We start from the raw sequence: 18,104 nt of genomic DNA, 5'->3' as shown, positions 1-18,104 counted from the left end.
ACCTTACCCCCTATAGTTTTTATTCAGATCAGAATAGATCTATGTATCGTTATAAATATATCTTAATCTAAAGTAAAAATCAAGACAATTATTAATCTTTTATTAATAATGAATAGGGTTATTAACAGAATGCTTTATCAATTTAATACGCTACTATTTTAATACATTATATCGATATAAGAAAAACTCGCATTCGCTCGTCCTTTAGCGAATGTGTTAGTTTTTCTTATACTTGGAACATTAAAATTTTAGCAACGTCGAATCCACTTCTTAGTTTAAACTTTATCCTAACGTGTAAAAAAAGCTTGTAGAGAAACCATTTCCTCTACAAGCTTTACATGGATATTATTATATGGCTTTATTTGTTCAAGGATAGTGGCCGTATCCTTTCAACTACAATTTCACCATTAGATAGCGTTTGTTTCACAGTCTGATCATCCTTATTAATCCATTTAATTGCTCCCAAATCAAACATACGGTGTGCCTTTTTACACATTTCTAATACATCACCATATACCGTTTCGTCTGCAGCTTCCGAGATCAAATCTGCACTGACCCATTCTGGGAATCGATTAATCGAATTACGACTAGTTTCATCTGGTTCTGCTGCCCATTTATAAAAAATAAAATCATTCGTTAGTTCAATCGGGAACATATCTGGCATATAAGTATTTCCATATTTTTGATACCGTTTTAACCAATATTGATTCATCTCTTGAATTTCCGTGCCTACTACTGATGATTGAATTTCGTGTGTGATTTTGTCCAAAATTGCTGCATGTTGTGGAAATTCAGCTTCATCTAACTTTCGAGCAATACCATAGATAAATGCATTTGGAATCCAAAAGGACATAGGGAAGCTTGGCGGATTATGATACCCCGCAAACGGTTGTGTCCACTCATGACTCGGAATCCCATGATCATCAATAACAATATCTGGAGCCCAGCGATTCATAATTTTCGGGACTACATTCGCCTCACCAAACGGACTATCCTGATACCGAACATGCCCAAATTCTAGTCCAACTGCATTATAACGAGCAGCATGGTGTTTCCACTCAGGATTATCCTTAATCATTCGCTGATGTAATGCCGTTCCATCTGGATTTGCTCGTGGAATAATAGCAAAGTTCAAATGATCTAAAATATGTGGATGCATTTCTGTAATTTCATCCATTAATTCAGTAACTGCTGGCATACTAGATACTTCATTCGCATGGTGACCAGTTTCGATTAGTATGGTCGGTTTTTGTGTTGACATTTTTATCGCTGAATAATAGTCCTCTTTTGTATCCTTGAAAAATTCATAAACATAAATTGGATGTCCACGGTACGAATAATCACATAACCAAGTATACATATCAGCATATTGTGGTTTTGGTACATCATGTGGGATTTCTTCCCGTTCTTCCGTTTCAGTAATTATTTCTGTTCTTTGACCATCATCACTTCGATAGGTCACTTCTATAGGTTTTGACTGATCTTGTTGAAAGACTAATTGCTCTGTATATAAATTTGGCTGTATTTCATCTTTCCAATTGTATACTGTAATGGAGGCATTTGGACGCGCTTGCGATTTTACTTTCATAAATGGGTATACCCCACCTGGTGCTGTAAATCCTTTTCCTACTTTTTGCTCTCCTTTAACCTTAAAGAAGTCTAGTGTGTTAAAATAAAGGTCTTCATGCAAAGCTTCTAATGAAGAAATGCGCTCCTGGGCAACAGGGATTTTCATTTCTTCTTCACTCATTTCGACATTTATTTCAATACGGTCGAATAATGGTTTTTTAAATCCACTTTCTTTATCTACCACATCAACTGATTGCCAAAGTTTTGGTAATATGTCATTTATATAATACTGATAAAAACGCTCTCGATCTGTTACGATGGATGCTTCATGAAGTACAGCATCATCCGTCTTCATAGAAACATAGCTTGTTGTCGGATAGCTATATTTCTCACCGTCTATATAAGGAACCTTTGATACTGGTATGGACAACGCATTACGGTGAATTTCGTTGTTATCTGTATCTTTCACAACTATTTCATAAGTCGAACCAAGATCTTTACTCAATTCAAACGTGATATCTTCTACATTAAGTTGTAACTCATTGGCCATTATTTCGTCTACAGGATATATTTCTTGAATCCAGCGAACTGGTAATTCTAACCCATCTTCCTTCTCTTCCTGTAAACAATGAATCGTAATTGAACCAATCGTTTTATCTAACTGTTTAATAGAAGGAATAATTTCTTCCGTTAACCAAAAGTAACCTGGTTTAAATGCTGATCGAACCATAATAGTCGCATTCGTGTATAGTTGCTTCACTTTCTGTTGGATTATTTTACGAATTTTTTCTGATTCAGAAATATAGATGGTAATGTTAACTGGATCTGTTGAAGGAATGTCTTGCTTCCATTCCTCTAAGTGTTGATACAATTCCGTTACTTCCCCATCATCATCCCACTTCACATTAAAAAGTATCTCTTCTGGACGATCCTGTGGTTTTTGAAGCCCTCTATCCCATGAAGCAAAATGGCCACCAAAGGACCAATGTTTTTCAGAAAAGAAATAGGAAATAGCATTTGTTAACGATTCCGCTTCACCCTCAAAGGTAATTTCATTTTGATTTAATTGAATCGTAGCCTTTTCGAATTCTGTCGGTTGGAAACGAAATTGCAGCCCATTATTCAAGTTTTTCCCTGTCATTGGAAAAGCTAAAGCGGTTGATTCCATCCCTATTCGTGCTGCACCATAATAAATCGCATCCCATGCCTCATTTTTTAGTCCATCCTCAGGGTGAAAGGTTACCGCGTGCTTATTGGTTGGACTTGGCTCTTTGTCATGGAGGAACCCTAAATCACTCCACACATCTGTTAAACTATGTAACGTGTATTCCTTTTCTACTATAGCATTTCCTTTAAATCCAATATCTACTGAACGAACAATTTTATTTCTACCATATATAAAGAATTTATTTTGCTCCAACGCAATCTTTTCAACTACTTCTTCCTGAATGAAATCTTCATACCAATCACTGGCTAAGAAACGTAATAATACAGATAAATTTCCTTCATTTTCATAGTAGAACAATAGATCCTTATCTTGCCATTCAATTGCTGTTTCATTGCTTTTGTTAAAATGAATACCAAACTGATAACGCTTATTATTTTCTAGGAAATCAAATGATAAACTAGTTGTTTCAAATCCTAATCTTGCACAAAAATCAATTAATCCTTCTGGACGCATATCTTCTTCCAGATGTATTGATACATTTACCCGATCTGCTACACCATCCTTATTTTGATCTTCTACTAATCCGCCAATTTTCCAAAGCTGTCGTAAATCTCTCATTAATCTCACCTTCTATTTTTTATGTATGAATGAAAAAAACAGTCCCCTTATAAATAAGAGGACGTTTTTTAAAAACCATCATTTTATTCTTCAAGATAAACGTCTTTTAATTCTAGATATTGTGTAGGAAGTTGTACTAAGCCTTGTACTTTGTTACTTACACCCAATAATAGTTCATTATGATGGATAAAAATCCATGGGGAATGTTCTACAATTTTTTCTTGTACCTTCGTATATACTTCTTTACGTGCTTCTGGATCTGTTGTTTGACGCGCTTCTTCTAAGAGTGCATCTAATTCATCATTTTGTGTAAAGGTACGGTTACCTGGATCACCGACATTATCGGAATGGAATAATGGATAGGTGGTATAATCTGCATCACCTGTACCAGCTACCCAGCCAAGCACAAACATATCATGTTCACCATTAGCAGTTTGCTCTAAATATGCACCCCACTCTAGTACCTCTACTTCTACATCAATACCAATTTCTGATAGCTGCTGTTGAACATTTGTAGCAGTATCAATACGCGCACGATTATCATTTGTCCAAATAGTAGTAGAAAAGCCATCTTCATATCCAGCTTCAGCAAGCAACTCTTTCGCTTTCTCCACATCATATCCTAAACCAGAAATGTTTTCATCAAATCCAAATACATCTGGAGGAATAGGGCCAATTGCTGGAATTCCATAACCATCATAAATACCTTCTATAATCTGCTCTTTATCAATTGCCATTGAAATAGCTTGGCGAACACGAACATCATCGAATGGCTCTTTATTTTCGTTAAACCCTATATACGATGTAGTTACACTGCCTTGTTGATTAACACGTAAATTTTCATTTGCTTCAATTTGTGCAACATCAGACGGACTTAGTGGATTCGAGATATGTGAATCGCCAGTTTCTAATTCTGCCACACGTGTTAAATCCTCGGCTATTACCTTAAATGTTACAGAATCTAGTTTTGCTGAGCCATTCCAATAATCTTCATTTTTCACTAGACGGATATATTCTCCTGGTTGCCACTCATCAAATACAAAATAACCAGTTCCAATTGGATTTTCATTAATAACACTACCTGGTTCTTCCCCTTCTTCCATGGCAGCATAATCAGCTTCTATCTGCTCTAATGATACCATACCACTAACTGGGTGGGCAAGGTGTGCAGGTAAGGCAGCAAATGGATATTCAGTTGTAAAACGAATTGTATAATCATCTACTACTTCAATGTCTGTTACCATTTCTAATAGTGATGCTTGAGATGAAGCAACATCTGGATCAAGTATACGTTCAATGTTTGCTTTAACTACTTCAGCATTAAATTCTGATCCATCATGGAATGTAACACCTTCTTGTAGGTTGAATTCCCATACAGTATCTTCTACTGCTTCCCATTCTTTCGCAAGACCTGGAATTGTTTCCATATTCTCATTTTGTTTCACTAATGTTTCAAATATATTTCGTTGTACATCATAAGATGGGATGTCATTGGAACCGTTTGGATCTAATGCTACGGCATCTGATAGGTTCGCAATTACTAGATCCCCACCCTCTTCTGTATTTCCATCATCTGCTCCCTCATTGGAAGCGCCTTCATTATTTTCTTCACTTTCTTCGCTTTCTTCACCACCATCACTATCTGATGGTTCACTTGCACATGCTACCAAAATAAAACTTAGCAACAACATAAATACTAGTAGTAAAAGAGACTTTCTTGATAGTTTCACTAATGTTACCCCCTATTATTTTAGTTAGATCAAATAGATCTATGTTGGTATTCTAAATATACCTCAAACTATTTGAAAAATCAAGATAATTACTAAAATTGTTTTTAGTATTTTAATGGTGAAATATCTCACTTTTAATAATGACTATTCATTATGAGTGAATATTAGGCTGTTAAGGGGATAATATTTAGCTAGTGATAGATTAAAAGGCTCTTTTCACATCGTTTATTGCAGATAATGTATATAATACGCAATAAAATAGTGAGGTTGATTTCCGCTCCAGACAGTCGCTTTCACCAGGGGCATAAGTGCGACATCGTTCAAACTTTACGTTTTCACAGTGTCTTCTTTACCGCAGGCACGGCCTTAGCCTCCTTGGAAGAAGATCACTTCCTGCTCACGTCTGGACACGTGCTTTTCCTGCAGGAGTCGACTGTCCTACGCTCCAATCAAGCCTTGTATTAGTAATGCATTGATAAGAAGTGAAATAGTGCATAACTAGCGGAGGAAATACACGAAGACTCCTGCAGGAAAAGAGGCATAGGTGAGACCCCGCAGTGCGTAGCACGAGGAGGCTCAACAGCCGCCTGCGGAAAGCGAAGTGTATTTCCGTAGCGGTATTCATAGCTAAACTATTGCGCATAATACATCTACTATTCATGAAGGAAATAACAACAATATTTTTAGAGAACAAAAGCTAGAAGCGCCTTGTTCACCCCCGATTAGAAAACTAGGCTTTTCGACAAGTTTTTATGGCGTAAAAGCCTTAGTTGCACTTATGCAGTAAGATATTTATTTCTTATCTGCCAAGCATAAGCCAAGCCTCGACGTGGCGCTTTTTGCGCGTAATGTGGATTGGCTTATGACCTCGAGGGGGTAGGCGCTGGCCGATGAAAAATCGTGCGTCCTTATGTCTATCGGTACTAGGACGTCAATCGCTCGAAGCTGGACGTGGCTGTTACTGTATATGAACAAAATAAAGCCAACTTTTTATACATTCTTTTTTTAAAAAAACTCGCATTCGCTTGTCCTTAGCGAATGTGTTCGTTTTTCTTATACTTGGGACATTAAAATTTTAGCCACGTCGAATCCACTTCTTAGCTAAAAATTTATATTTTCCTAAGGAAAAACAACAAAAAAACAGCCCTCATTTTATTATGAGGACTGTTTTTCTATTTCTTTATTCTTCAATATAAACGTCTTTTAATTGTAGATATTGTGTTGGAAGTTGTTCTAAACCTTGAACTTTTTCACTAACACCCATTAAATATTCTTGGTGGTGAAGGAAAAGCATTGGTGAAACCTCTACAATTCTTTCTTGTACTTGACTATATACTTCACTACGTTCTTCAGGATCTGTTGTTTGACGCGCTTCTTCTAATAATGCATCTAGCTCATCATCTTCAGTAAATGTACGGTTACCTGGGTCCCCGACATTATCGGAATGGAATAATGGATAGGTTGCATAGTCTGCATCACCTGTACCAGTTACCCATCCAAGCACAAACATATCATGTTCCCCTTGAGCAGTTTGCTCTAAGTAAGCACCCCACTCTAATACTTCTACTTCTATATCAATGCCAATTTCTGATAACTGTTGTTGCACGTTTGTTGCAGCATCAATACGTTGGCGGTTATCGTTTGTCCAAATGGTAGTGGAGAAGCCATCTTCATATCCAGCCTCAGCTAGTAGTTCTTTTGCTTGTTCCACATCATAGTCTAAACCAGATACATTTTCATCATATCCGAATACATCTGGTGGGATTGGACCAATTGCTGGAATACCATAACCATCGTAAATACCATTAATAATTTGTTCTTTATCAATTGCCATTGAAACTGCTTGTCTTACAAGTTCATTATCAAATGGTTCTTTCGCCATATTAAATCCAATATAAGAAGTACTTACACTACCTTGTGTGTGAACACGTAGGCCATCTGTTGCTTCAATTTGTGCAACATCAGAAGGACTTAATGGGTTTGAAATATGTGAATCACCGGTTTCTAGTTCAGCTACACGTGTTAAATCTTCTGATACAACTTTAAAAGTTACGGTATCTAGTTTTGCACTACCATCCCAGTAATCTTCATTTTTTACTAAACGAATATATTCCCCTGGTTGCCATTCATCAAATACGAAGTAACCAGTACCAATTGGGTTTTCATTAATAACACTACCTGGATCTTCTCCTTCTTCCATTGCAGCGTAGTCAGCTTCGATTTGCTCTAATGAAACCATTCCACTTACTGGGTGTGCAAGGTGGGCAGGTAATGCAGCAAATGGATATTCAGTTGTAAAGCGAACTGTGTAATCATCAACTACTTCAATATCTGTCACCATTTCGAATAATGATGCTTGTGGTGATGCAACATCTGGATCAAGTACACGCTCGATATTTGCTTTTACTACCTCAGCAGTGAACTCTGTACCATCATGGAATGTTACGCCTTCTTGTAACGTAAATTCCCATACATTATCTTCTACTGCTTCCCAATCTTGTGCTAGACCAGGTTGTGTTTCCATATTAGTATCTTGTTTTACTAACGTTTCAATGATATTACGTTGTACATCATAAGATGGGATATCATTGGAACCGTTTGGATCTAAAGATACTGCATCAGATGTGGTGGCAATTACTAAGTCTCCGCCTTCTCCATCTGTTGTTTCACTTGACCCCTCGCTATCAGAGTCGCCTTCACTACTATCGTTGTCAGGTTCACTAGCACATGCTACGAGAACGACACTCAATAATAAAACGAAAGCTAATAAGAGAAAATTTTTTGAAAATTTCATAGATGTTACCTCCTATAGTTTTATTTAATTATAGACTACTAAACCAATTTGGTAAAGGTCCACAATCACTATACAACAGTGCAATTTCAAATTCAAGACAATTATAAATCTTTTTTTCATTGTCAAAACGAAGAAAAATGATATAATCGTAAAAGTAGTTACAAAAATCTACGAAAAATGATAAAATCTTATAAACTATTAGAAAGGGTGTAAACAACTATGGGTGAACCAAACGTAGACAATAACACTGTCACTCAAGAACAAAAGCCTCTAAATCCTCGGGTTGAAAGTTGGAAGAACTTTTTTAAGAAGCTTCGAAAGAATAAAGCTGCAATGGTTGGCGGAATTTTCATACTATTCTTTATCGTTGTAGCAATTGCTGGTCCTTTCCTTACCACTTATGAGCCAGATAAAGGAGAGATTGTCAATAAGCTAGCTCCTCCATCTGCAGATCATTGGTTTGGAACAGATCACCATGGACGAGATATTTTCACTCGTATCATTCACGGGATGCATCTTACCCTATATATTGGGTTCTTCTCCGTTATCTTAGGGGCAACTGTTGGTGTTCTACTTGGCATTATTGCTGGTTATTACGGTGGACGTACTGATACCATTATCATGCGATTAATGGATGTTTTACTAGCGTTCCCTGGTATCCTATTAGCACTAGCTATTGTAAGTGTGTTAGGTGCTAGCTTAAATAATGTTATTATAGCTGTCGCAATATTCTCAGTACCAGTATTTGCTAGGATTGTACGAGGGTCCACACTCTCTGTTAAAAAGTTAGAATATGTGGACGCAATTCGAGCACTTGGTGCATCAGATACTAGAATCATATTTAAGCATATTTTACCAAACGTAACCTCGCCTATTATTGTTCAAGCAACATTAAATATCGCTACTGCTGTTTTATCTGCTAGTGGTCTCTCCTTCTTAGGACTAGGTGCTCAACCACCAATGCCTGAATGGGGTGCTATGTTAAGTGATGGCCGTAACTACTTATATAATGCACCACACGTAGCATTCTTCCCAGGTATAGCAATTGTTGCAGTCGTTTTAGCGTTTAATATTCTTGGTGATGGATTAAGGGATGCACTTGATCCGAAAATGAAAAACTAGAAAGGGGTGCAGTTAAATGTTTAAATTTATCGTTAGACGAGTTTTACAGACAATTCCTGTATTAATCGGTGTTTCCATATTAGTATTTAGCTTAATGCACCTTGTTCCAGGTAATCCAGCACAGATCATGGCTGGTGAAAGTGCTCCTAAAGAACAAGTTGAAAACATCGAAGAACGATTAGGACTAAATGATCCGTTGCCTGTTCAGTATTGGAACTATATATCAAATGCTGTTCAAGGTGATTTAGGAAGTTCCATTCGTAGTGGACGTGACGTAACAACTGAAATCAGTGGAAGATTTTGGGTTACCGTTGAGCTTGCAGTTTATAGTACAATATTAAGTGTATTTATGGGATTAATTGCTGGTATAGTCTCAGCAACTAAACAATATACCTTTACAGATGTAATCATCATGATCATTGCACTATTTGGTTTAAGTATGCCGAACTTCTGGTTAGGATTAATGCTTATTCAGTGGTTTGCAATCGGTACAGACTTACCAAGTTGGGTGCCATTTTTCGATGACACCGCATGGTTCAAACCATCTGGTTGGGGTAGTTTTGAACAAATCGTATTACCTGTCATCACATTAGGAACTGCAGGTGCAGCAATTGTTGCACGTATGACACGTTCTAGTATGTTAGAAGTAGTTGGTCAAGACTATATTCGTACAGCTCGTGCTAAAGGTGTTAAAGAGCGTGTTGTTATTTATCGACATGCATTGAAAAATGCTTTAATTCCAGTTGTAACCGTTGTTGGTTTGCAATTTGGTACACTATTAGGTGGTACTGTATTAACCGAGACTGTATTTGCAATAAACGGGATGGGTAAATTAATTATCGACTCCATCCAAGCTCGTGATTTTCCAATTGTACAAGGTACGATTTTAGTGGTAGCATTATTATTCGTACTTGTTAACTTACTTGTAGATATCACTTATCGATTCTTAAATAAACGAATAGATTTAGATTAATAGACTTTTTTACCTATGAAAGGTGTGAAACCCATGTCAACCAAGACTAATTCTAATGAAAATATATTAGAAGTAAATGAGTTAAAAACTTCTTTCTTCACGGATGAAATGGAAGTTAAAGCGGTTGATGGCGTAACATTTGCCATCCCAAAAGGGAAGACAGTTGGGCTCGTAGGTGAGTCTGGATCTGGAAAGAGTATTTCTTCCCTTTCAACCCTTCGCTTGATTGAACGCCCTGGGAAAATTGTTGGCGGTGAAATTAAATTCAAGGGAGAAAATCTTCTTGAAAAAAGTGAAGCCCAAATGCGTAAAATCCGTGGTAATGAAATTTCGATGATTTTCCAGGAGCCAATGACTTCACTAAACCCTACCTATACGGTCGGTCAACAAATTAGTGAAGCTTATAAAATTCATGAAAATTTAGGGAAAAAGCAAGCGATTGAGCGTTCAATTGAAATGCTTAAATTAGTGGGTATCCCTTCACCAGAAAAACGTGTAAACCAATATCCACACGAACTATCTGGTGGAATGAGACAACGTGTCATGATTGCAATGGCACTTGCTTGTAACCCTGAATTATTAATTGCAGATGAACCAACAACAGCACTTGATGTAACCATTCAAGCGCAAATCTTAGAATTAATTAAAGACTTACAAGAACGTTTAAATATGTCAGTGCTATTAATTACTCACGACCTTGGTGTAGTAGCAGAAACTTGTGATTATGTCGCCGTTATGTATTGCGGTAAAATCGTTGAATTTGCTGATGTAAATACGATATTCTCAAATCCAAAACACCCTTATACAGTAGGCCTATTGGATTCATTACCACCACATGATCGCGATATTAAAGATGATTTACCTGTTATTAGAGGCTCAGTACCAAGTCCTGCAGAAATGCCTGAAGGATGTCGTTTTGCTCCTCGTTGTCCTTTTGCCAGTGAGGTTTGTAAAACACTTCCTACATTAGAAACGGATGAAAATGGTAACCAAATCCGTTGTTGGATTTATTCCGATAAATGGGATGGCGACCCGGAGGTGAAAGTACATGCAAAAAACACAGAAAGAACTTCTTAAAGTAGATAATTTAAAACAATATTTCCCAATTAAAGGTGGATTCTTCGGTCGGACCGTCAATCATGTTAAGGCAGTAGATGATGTATCCTTCACAGTTCATGAAGGGGAAACATTAAGTATTGTAGGGGAATCAGGCTGTGGTAAATCTACCACAGGACGTGCTATCCTTCGCCTAGATGAACCAACCTCTGGGGAAATTGAATTTGATGGTAAAAATTTATTAGAATTCAGTAAAAAAGAAATGCGTCAAAATCGTAAAAATATGCAAGTTATATTCCAAGATCCATATGCTTCCATTAACCCACGTCAAACAGTAAGACAAATATTGAATGAAGCAATGGAAATCCAAAATATAGGCACGAAAGAAGAACGTAATGACCGTATTATTGAATTGATGGAAACAGTTGGTCTAGGTGCTCACCAAGCAGACCGTTTCCCACATGAATTTAGTGGTGGACAACGTCAACGTATCGGGATTGCACGTGCACTTAGTGTAAATCCTCAGTTAATCGTTTGTGATGAGGCTGTATCAGCACTGGACGTTTCAATTCAGGCACAGGTTATTAACCTATTGAAAAAACTTCAACGTGATTTCGACTTAACATACCTATTCATTTCCCATGATTTAGGTGTTGTTCGTCACATTTCTGATCGCGTTATCGTAATGTATCTAGGAAAAATTGTCGAAATAGCTGATAAAAAGTCATTATTCACTAATGCACAACATCCATATACAAAATCATTACTATCCGCTATTCCTAGTACAAATACAGAGGGTAAAAAAGAGCGTATTATCCTAAAAGGAGATGTACCTTCTCCAATTGATCCACCAACTGGATGTCGCTTCCATACTCGTTGTCCTTTTGCAACAGAGAAATGTGCAAAAGAAGTACCAACTCTTCGAAGCGAAGATTATATGGAAGAAGGACATATGGCAGCATGTCACTATATTGAAGAAATCAAATCTGGTGAGCATCAGCCAACACGTTAATAGGGTGATTACACAAAACCTCCTAGCCATCCAGCTAGGAGGTTTTCTTATGTTCCTCTATTATCCAAAAGTAGTACCGATTTTCTGTTGATGATACTTTTGCTTACGCCATTGTATAAAGACGATAGATCCGAAGATCGTAATTCCAACCATATCTGTCCAGATAGCATGATTTAATAAAACAACTGCTGCTGCGACTGATAGTATGCGTTCAATCCATCCAAATTTCGTAAACAAGTAGCTTTGAATAAATGTCGCCCATGCAATAATCCCAATAAATGCTGTTACAATGCTCCATACAATCATCATCCATGTTGCGGTCTCATCTTGTAAAATGAGCATTGGATTCATCACAAATGCAAATGGTAGCAGTAATGCACCCATATCAAATTTAAACCCTTGTACCCCGGTTTTTACGGGGTCCGCTTTCGCAATTCCTGAAGTGGCATAAGCTGGTAGGTTAATTGGTGGTGTATCATCTGCTAAAATACCGTAATAAAATACAAATAAATGTGCAGCTAAAACTGGTACACCGATTTGAATTAATGCTGGTGCCATAACTGCTGCCAAGACAATATATGTTGCCGTAGTCGGTAGTCCCATCCCCATAATGATACAAGCAAACATTGTAAATAATAAAACTAACATTAATTGATTATTTGCAAGGTCTAATATTAAGCTTGATAAGATCGGTCCTAGGCCAGTCATTGTCACAACACCTGTTAAAATTCCAGCAGCAGCACAGGCAGCCACAACACTCAATGAGTTTTTAGCACCAACTTCCAGTGCGGTCAAAAACTCTTTGAATCCAAATTTGACTGGCTGCTCATTTTTGACCTTTTTTTCTAATGCATACCAAATCAAAGCAAAAATGAGACTACCTGCTGAAACAAGGGTTACATATTGGTTTAAACCAAATAATAAATGGCCTACGTATGCAGTTCCAATAAAAAGCAAGGAAACTAAAAAACCTGCACCGAAATGCTTTTGCATCCGATACGAAAATAGTGCTATCGTCAAAGCACCTACAATCGCCATAAAAGATGCAAGGATTGGCGTTAGACGCATAATTAATAATGCGATAAGTGCTAAAACTGGAAGTAATAAATATCCTCTACCAGCTATAATCTTCCATGGCGCAATAAGGTCTTTACGTGGAATTCCTTTTAAATTATATTTGCTAGCTTCTAAATGAACCATAAATAATATTGCCGTATAACTTAACAGAGCTGGTATTGCTGCAGCAGCCGCAATTTCTAAATAGGGAATACCCGTAAAATCAGCCATAATAAAGGCCGCAGCACCCATTACAGGAGGCAGCAATTGTCCACTAGAAGAAGCAGCCACTTCCACTCCTCCAGCTACTTTTGGTCTAAAACCTGTTTTTTTCATTAATGGAATGGTAAATGTCCCTGTTGTCACAGCATTGGCAACCGAACTACCAGAAATCGAGCCCATTAATCCAGACGAAACAACCGCAGCTTTTGCTGGTCCACCTTTGAACGAACCAACCACAGAAACAGCAAGGTCAATAAACATTCGACCAGCACCTGTTACCTCTAAAAATGCACCAAAAAGAATGAAAATAAATACGTATTGAGCAGATACCGTAATGGGTGTACCAAAAATACCCTCATTGGATAGATACATAAATTCAGCGATTTCATTTATCGTAAAACCGAAATGATTAATCGTATCAGGTAAAATAGCTCTAGCACCGAGAAAGTCTGGTAAGTATTGATCACCTAACCATGCATAGGCCATAAAGGCAAATGCTAATATCACAAGTGGCTTTCCTACCACTCGTCTTGTTGCTTCTAGTACCAGTAAAACAGCCATAATGGACATGGTTGTATCAAGTGTTGTTGGGTTTCCTACTTTTCCTAAAATCTCATCGGATATCATGACAATATAAATTCCTATTGAAGCACCGAGTCCAGCTAACATAAAATCATACCAAGGGATCTTCGTTTGACCGAGGCTCTTTTTATACGGAAATAGTAAGAACACTAATGTTAATGCAAATCCTAAATGAATGGCATTTTGTTGCATGCGAGGTAACATATCTATCCCTGCTGTATATAAATGAAACAAAGACATACTTACAGCAATGATTAGTGTTAACATTGCCATCCAACCAAATAAGGTACGATCACTACCCTCCAACTCATCTACTTTTTTGTTTAATTTCTGCATATCATATGGTTGATCAATATTTGTATTAGCCATACAGAGCCCCCTTTCCCTTCAACACCGTTACAGTTTCGATAACCAATAGGTTAGTTGTGCTTTTTCTTGAATTTGAACTGTAAATGTTTTCCCTACAAATGGATATCGTGAAACATTCCATGATTTTTCACCAATGGTTAAAACTTGATCAGTAATCGCTACTGGATGAAAGCGTATTTCATCGTGTACTTGCTGGATATTATCAATCACATAAAAGCCATCTTCCATGCGATCTGTCGCTCCTGGTGGCGGTTCTGTTTCAATTCCTGCACCAAAACTACAGTTCCAGCTTTCCATTAGAACCATTTTATATTGATCTGAAATCTCGAATTTCTCGATAATTGGGCATTTTGCAACCGAATGGATATATTGGGAAGAAAAAGTCATATCGGCATTCACTCGCTCTGCTATCAAAATGTTCCCATTATCATCAAGGGCGTATAAAACATGTACCTTTGATAAAAGCAAGAAAATGCCGATTATAACTAGTAACGTAGTCCCCACTATCCATCCAATGCTGCGTTTTGTCAGCCACTTCAGGATAGAAGGATAACCATTCATTATTCTACAGAAATACCTTCTTCTTCATAATATTTAGCCGCACCAGGGTGAAGATCAATGGACATACCATCTAATGCAGAATCCAATGTAATATCGGTTCCACGATCATGTGCAGCTTCTAACTCATCTTTATTTTCAAACATTGCTTTTGTCATATTGTAAACCGTATCTTCTGATAATCCACTGTCTACGACCATAATCGCCATCACGGCAACAGTTGTAATATCTTCCGTTTGTCCATAATCCCCATACGTATCAGCAGGAATGTTCCGTTCTGTATAATAGGAATACTCAGATGTTAGTGTAGAAATGACATCATCTGGAAGTGATAAAACATGCACATCTTTACTTGCACCTAGTTCTTGAATAGCACTTGTTGGTGCACCTGCCGTAATAAATGCTGCATCAATCGTTCCATTTTGCAATCCCTGTGCAGCATCACCAAACCCTAGAAATTCAGCCGTAATATCATCATACGTAATACCTGCTGCTTCTAATACTTGGCTAGCATTTGCTTCTGCTCCACTACCTTGATCACCAACAGCTACATTTTTTCCTTCTAAATCATCAAGTGATGTAATACCACTATCGGCAGTTGTCACAAGCTGAATGTCCTCTGGATAAAGAGATGCAAATCCTGCCATATTATCGACCGTATTTCCTTCAAAGTCTTCTAATGTTTCACCATTTACGGCATAGTAAGCGATATCATTTTGAATTAATGCTAATTGATATTTACCATCTGCCATTTCTTGCGCATTAGATACTGAAGCACCTGTTGAAACAGCATTTGCATTATCCACTCCATCAACACCACTAAATATTTGCTGTGCCATTGCTACTCCAAGTGGATAATACGTACCACTTGTTCCACCTGTACCAATTGTAATACGTTCACCACCTGATGATCCTTCACCATCTGATCCTCCACCGCCATCATCACTATCCTCTTGCGCACTTCCACACCCTGCAAGAGCTAATAATACGACAACTAATAATAACCCTACTAACTTTAGATTTTTCACAAATCTTCCCCCTTTTATCTTATAATTAGCTAAAATTCTGGCTACTTAATTGTTATGACAAGGCCTTAGTAAATATGATTTTTTATTTATAAGTAAGGATCTACATGCATAATTTAAGATTGCTGCTTTTTCAAGCATTAACCTTAATGCATAGTTGATGTATTATACGCAGTAGTTTTATCTATAATTACCGCTACGGAAATACACTTCGCTTTCCGCAGGCGGCTGTTGAGCCTCCTTGTGCTACTCGTCTTTAGGGGTCTCACCTATGCCTCTTTTCCTGCAGGAGTCTTCGTGTATTTCCTCCGCTAGCTCGTGTTCTATTTCTTATTAATATCATCATAAATGCTAATACAATAGTTGATTGGAGCTTAGGACAGTCGACTCCTGCAGGAAAAGCACGTGTCCGAAGCCCCCGGAGGAAGCGGTCTTCTTCCGATGTCTAGCTACAGCGCCTACACCCTCGAGGTCTTAAGTCAATCCTCTTTGTGGCAAAACCGCCACACGAGGCTTGGCTTAAGCTTGTCGGGTGTGACCAAGGCGCTTACGCTTTTCTATAGAGGAGGCTGAGGCCGTGCCTGCGGTAAAGAAGACACTGTGAAAACGTAAAGTTTGAACAGATGTCGCACTTATGCCCCTGGTGAAAGCGACTGTCCGTAGCGGAAATCAAGCGCAACTTTACTGCGCACAATATAGATTATGCGGCATAAAAAGCAGTAAAAAAGTGAGAATAGAACGTTTAGAAAACACCTATCAATAAAGACACTATGATTCGCATCGTATGATTTAATAGTTTAATAGTTTAATACATTAATTAGTTAAGCAACAATTTTTATCCTTGACAATATTAAGAAAATTCCGTATGATGTATTTATATAATAGAGGTCATAGTGGATATATATAGCGTCGTTGTTATATAGGGGAAATGGCTACTAAATTGGAAATGGAGGGGGAACATGAAGATAAAAGTCGCTACTTTTGGAAGAGAAGATATCATTGAAAGAATACAACGCTATGCAGAAGATATGAGAGATATCGAAATCGTACCATTTGTATACAAGAAGAAAGCTGAAACGACAATGCTAGTTGAAAAAGCAATCATGTGTGATATTTATTTATTTACTACTCCACTTGCCTACCTTTATGCAAAAGAAAAGATAGAGAAAAAACGATTACCAGCCATACAAATTTCCTTTGACGAGTATATGCTATTATCATCCTTTTATCGTATTAATAATGAACAAAATCAAAATTTAAATCGTTTCTCCATTGACATCCAAAACCGAAACCATGTACGAGAAGTCTTAAAAGAACTTAACTTAACACACCGTGATATTTATACATATGGATATGGTGATAATTCTTCTACCCAAATTTTACAGATTGTCAATTATCACAAAAATCTGTGGGAGACTGGGAAGGTTGATTATGTCCTTACCTCTATTGAAGAAGTGGAACACTCCCTAGCAAAAGCTGGTATCCCAGCCTATACAATGGAAATCCCAAAGATTAATATAGATCATGCACTTCAAGAAGCTAAATCCATTACAAAATTAAACCAAAGTAAAAGTGCACAAATTGTTGTTGGCTATGTTCGTGTGAAACAATTTCATGATCTTGTATCCGAAAAAGGCAAAATCGTTGCGCAAGAAACCTTATTAACGTTACACCGTGTTTTATTAAGGTTTGGAAAACTAACGTATTCATCTGTGTTAACTAGCGATAATCAATTTGTTGTATTTGGTACGAAAGGAATACTAGATCATATTACCAATCATTATCGTGATTTCCCACTAATTCAAGAGCTCGAACGTGCGTTACATACACCAGTTGAAATTGGATTTGGCTTAGGATTAACTGCAAAACAAGCGGAAGACAATGCAAAGTGCGCACTTGAGGTTTGTGCTAACGATGCAGATAGTAATTGCTATATTGTTAATGAACGTCAGGATACTATTGGACCTCTGGGTGTTGCGAAACCTTTCAAGACCTCAGAACTCTATCATGCACTGATTCACCAAGCAAAATTAAATAATGAGCTGTCCTATAATTTCATCGACTTTATTACCACCCGAAATAATGAACCGTTCTCATCAAATGATATTGCTTCTTTTTATAGTGTGACCAAACGTAGTGCAGAACGGACCGTAAATAAGCTATTATCAGGTAATGTCATTAAAGCGGTGGGAGAAGAAAAACCGTATTTGAAAGGAAGACCACGAAAACTATTTCAATTAGACCTATAAT

Annotated in this window: 11 protein-coding genes; 5 read left to right on the top strand and 6 right to left on the bottom strand. The window is 37.4% G+C overall.

Annotated features, from left to right (window positions below; translation table 11 throughout):
* Positions 1-358: 358 nt before the first annotated feature.
* The 3 genes from GHC26_RS01195 to GHC26_RS01185 form a co-directional block, all read right to left on the bottom strand.
* On the bottom strand, positions 359-3,355 hold the full coding sequence (locus GHC26_RS01195; protein ID WP_163969416.1) for a M14 family metallopeptidase: 2,997 nt from the start codon (positions 3,353-3,355) through the stop codon (positions 359-361).
* 83 nt (positions 3,356-3,438) lie between these two features.
* Positions 3,439-5,085 (bottom strand): glutathione ABC transporter substrate-binding protein, encoded by a 1,647-nt coding sequence (locus GHC26_RS01190; protein ID WP_163969415.1) that lies wholly within the window; start codon positions 5,083-5,085, stop codon positions 3,439-3,441.
* Positions 5,086-6,265: 1,180 nt separating this feature from the next.
* Positions 6,266-7,879 (bottom strand): glutathione ABC transporter substrate-binding protein, encoded by a 1,614-nt coding sequence (locus GHC26_RS01185; RefSeq protein ID WP_163969414.1) that lies wholly within the window; start codon positions 7,877-7,879, stop codon positions 6,266-6,268.
* A gap of 219 nt (positions 7,880-8,098) precedes the next feature.
* On the opposite strand from GHC26_RS01185, the gene nikC reads away from it, so the two are divergent.
* The 4 genes from nikC to GHC26_RS01165 are packed head-to-tail and all read left to right on the top strand — an operon-like array spanning position 8,099 to position 12,042.
* Positions 8,099-9,001 (top strand): nickel transporter permease, encoded by a 903-nt coding sequence (gene nikC / locus GHC26_RS01180; protein ID WP_163969413.1) that lies wholly within the window; start codon positions 8,099-8,101, stop codon positions 8,999-9,001.
* A gap of 16 nt (positions 9,002-9,017) precedes the next feature.
* Positions 9,018-9,974: an ABC transporter permease gene (locus tag GHC26_RS01175; protein ID WP_163969412.1), complete on the top strand. Its 957-nt coding sequence runs from the start codon at positions 9,018-9,020 to the stop codon at positions 9,972-9,974.
* A gap of 33 nt (positions 9,975-10,007) precedes the next feature.
* Entirely contained in the window at positions 10,008-11,051 is a 1,044-nt protein-coding gene (locus GHC26_RS01170; RefSeq protein ID WP_163969411.1) for an ABC transporter ATP-binding protein, read from the top strand.
* Positions 11,023-12,042: an ABC transporter ATP-binding protein gene (locus tag GHC26_RS01165; protein ID WP_163969410.1), complete on the top strand. Its 1,020-nt coding sequence runs from the start codon at positions 11,023-11,025 to the stop codon at positions 12,040-12,042. The genes GHC26_RS01170 and GHC26_RS01165 overlap by 29 nt, the downstream gene beginning before the upstream one ends.
* Before the next feature lie 60 nt (positions 12,043-12,102).
* Here GHC26_RS01165 and GHC26_RS01160 read toward each other — a convergent pair whose 3' ends face one another.
* Genes GHC26_RS01160 through GHC26_RS01150 form a run of 3 tightly spaced genes read right to left on the bottom strand, consistent with a single transcriptional unit; the run spans position 12,103 to position 15,857 of the window.
* Positions 12,103-14,271 carry a TRAP transporter permease gene (locus GHC26_RS01160; protein WP_163969409.1) on the bottom strand — a complete coding sequence of 723 codons (2,169 nt, stop codon included), beginning with the start codon at positions 14,269-14,271 and terminating at the stop codon, positions 12,103-12,105.
* A 27-nt stretch (positions 14,272-14,298) separates the two neighbouring features.
* Positions 14,299-14,775, bottom strand: a complete 477-nt coding sequence (locus tag GHC26_RS01155) for a DUF1850 domain-containing protein (RefSeq protein WP_163969408.1) — start codon at positions 14,773-14,775, stop codon at positions 14,299-14,301.
* A gap of 56 nt (positions 14,776-14,831) precedes the next feature.
* Positions 14,832-15,857 carry a TAXI family TRAP transporter solute-binding subunit gene (locus GHC26_RS01150; protein WP_163969407.1) on the bottom strand — a complete coding sequence of 342 codons (1,026 nt, stop codon included), beginning with the start codon at positions 15,855-15,857 and terminating at the stop codon, positions 14,832-14,834.
* Between the two features lie 956 nt (positions 15,858-16,813).
* On the opposite strand from GHC26_RS01150, the gene GHC26_RS01145 reads away from it, so the two are divergent.
* Positions 16,814-18,103 (top strand): hypothetical protein, encoded by a 1,290-nt coding sequence (locus tag GHC26_RS01145; RefSeq protein WP_163969406.1) that lies wholly within the window; start codon positions 16,814-16,816, stop codon positions 18,101-18,103.
* Position 18,104: the final 1 nt, after the last annotated feature.

Source organism: Oceanobacillus halotolerans (genome assembly GCF_010993955.1).
Classification (GTDB): Bacteria; Bacillota; Bacilli; order Bacillales; family Amphibacillaceae; genus Oceanibacillus_A; species Oceanibacillus_A halotolerans.
This window is presented reverse-complemented; position numbering and strand designations above follow the sequence as displayed.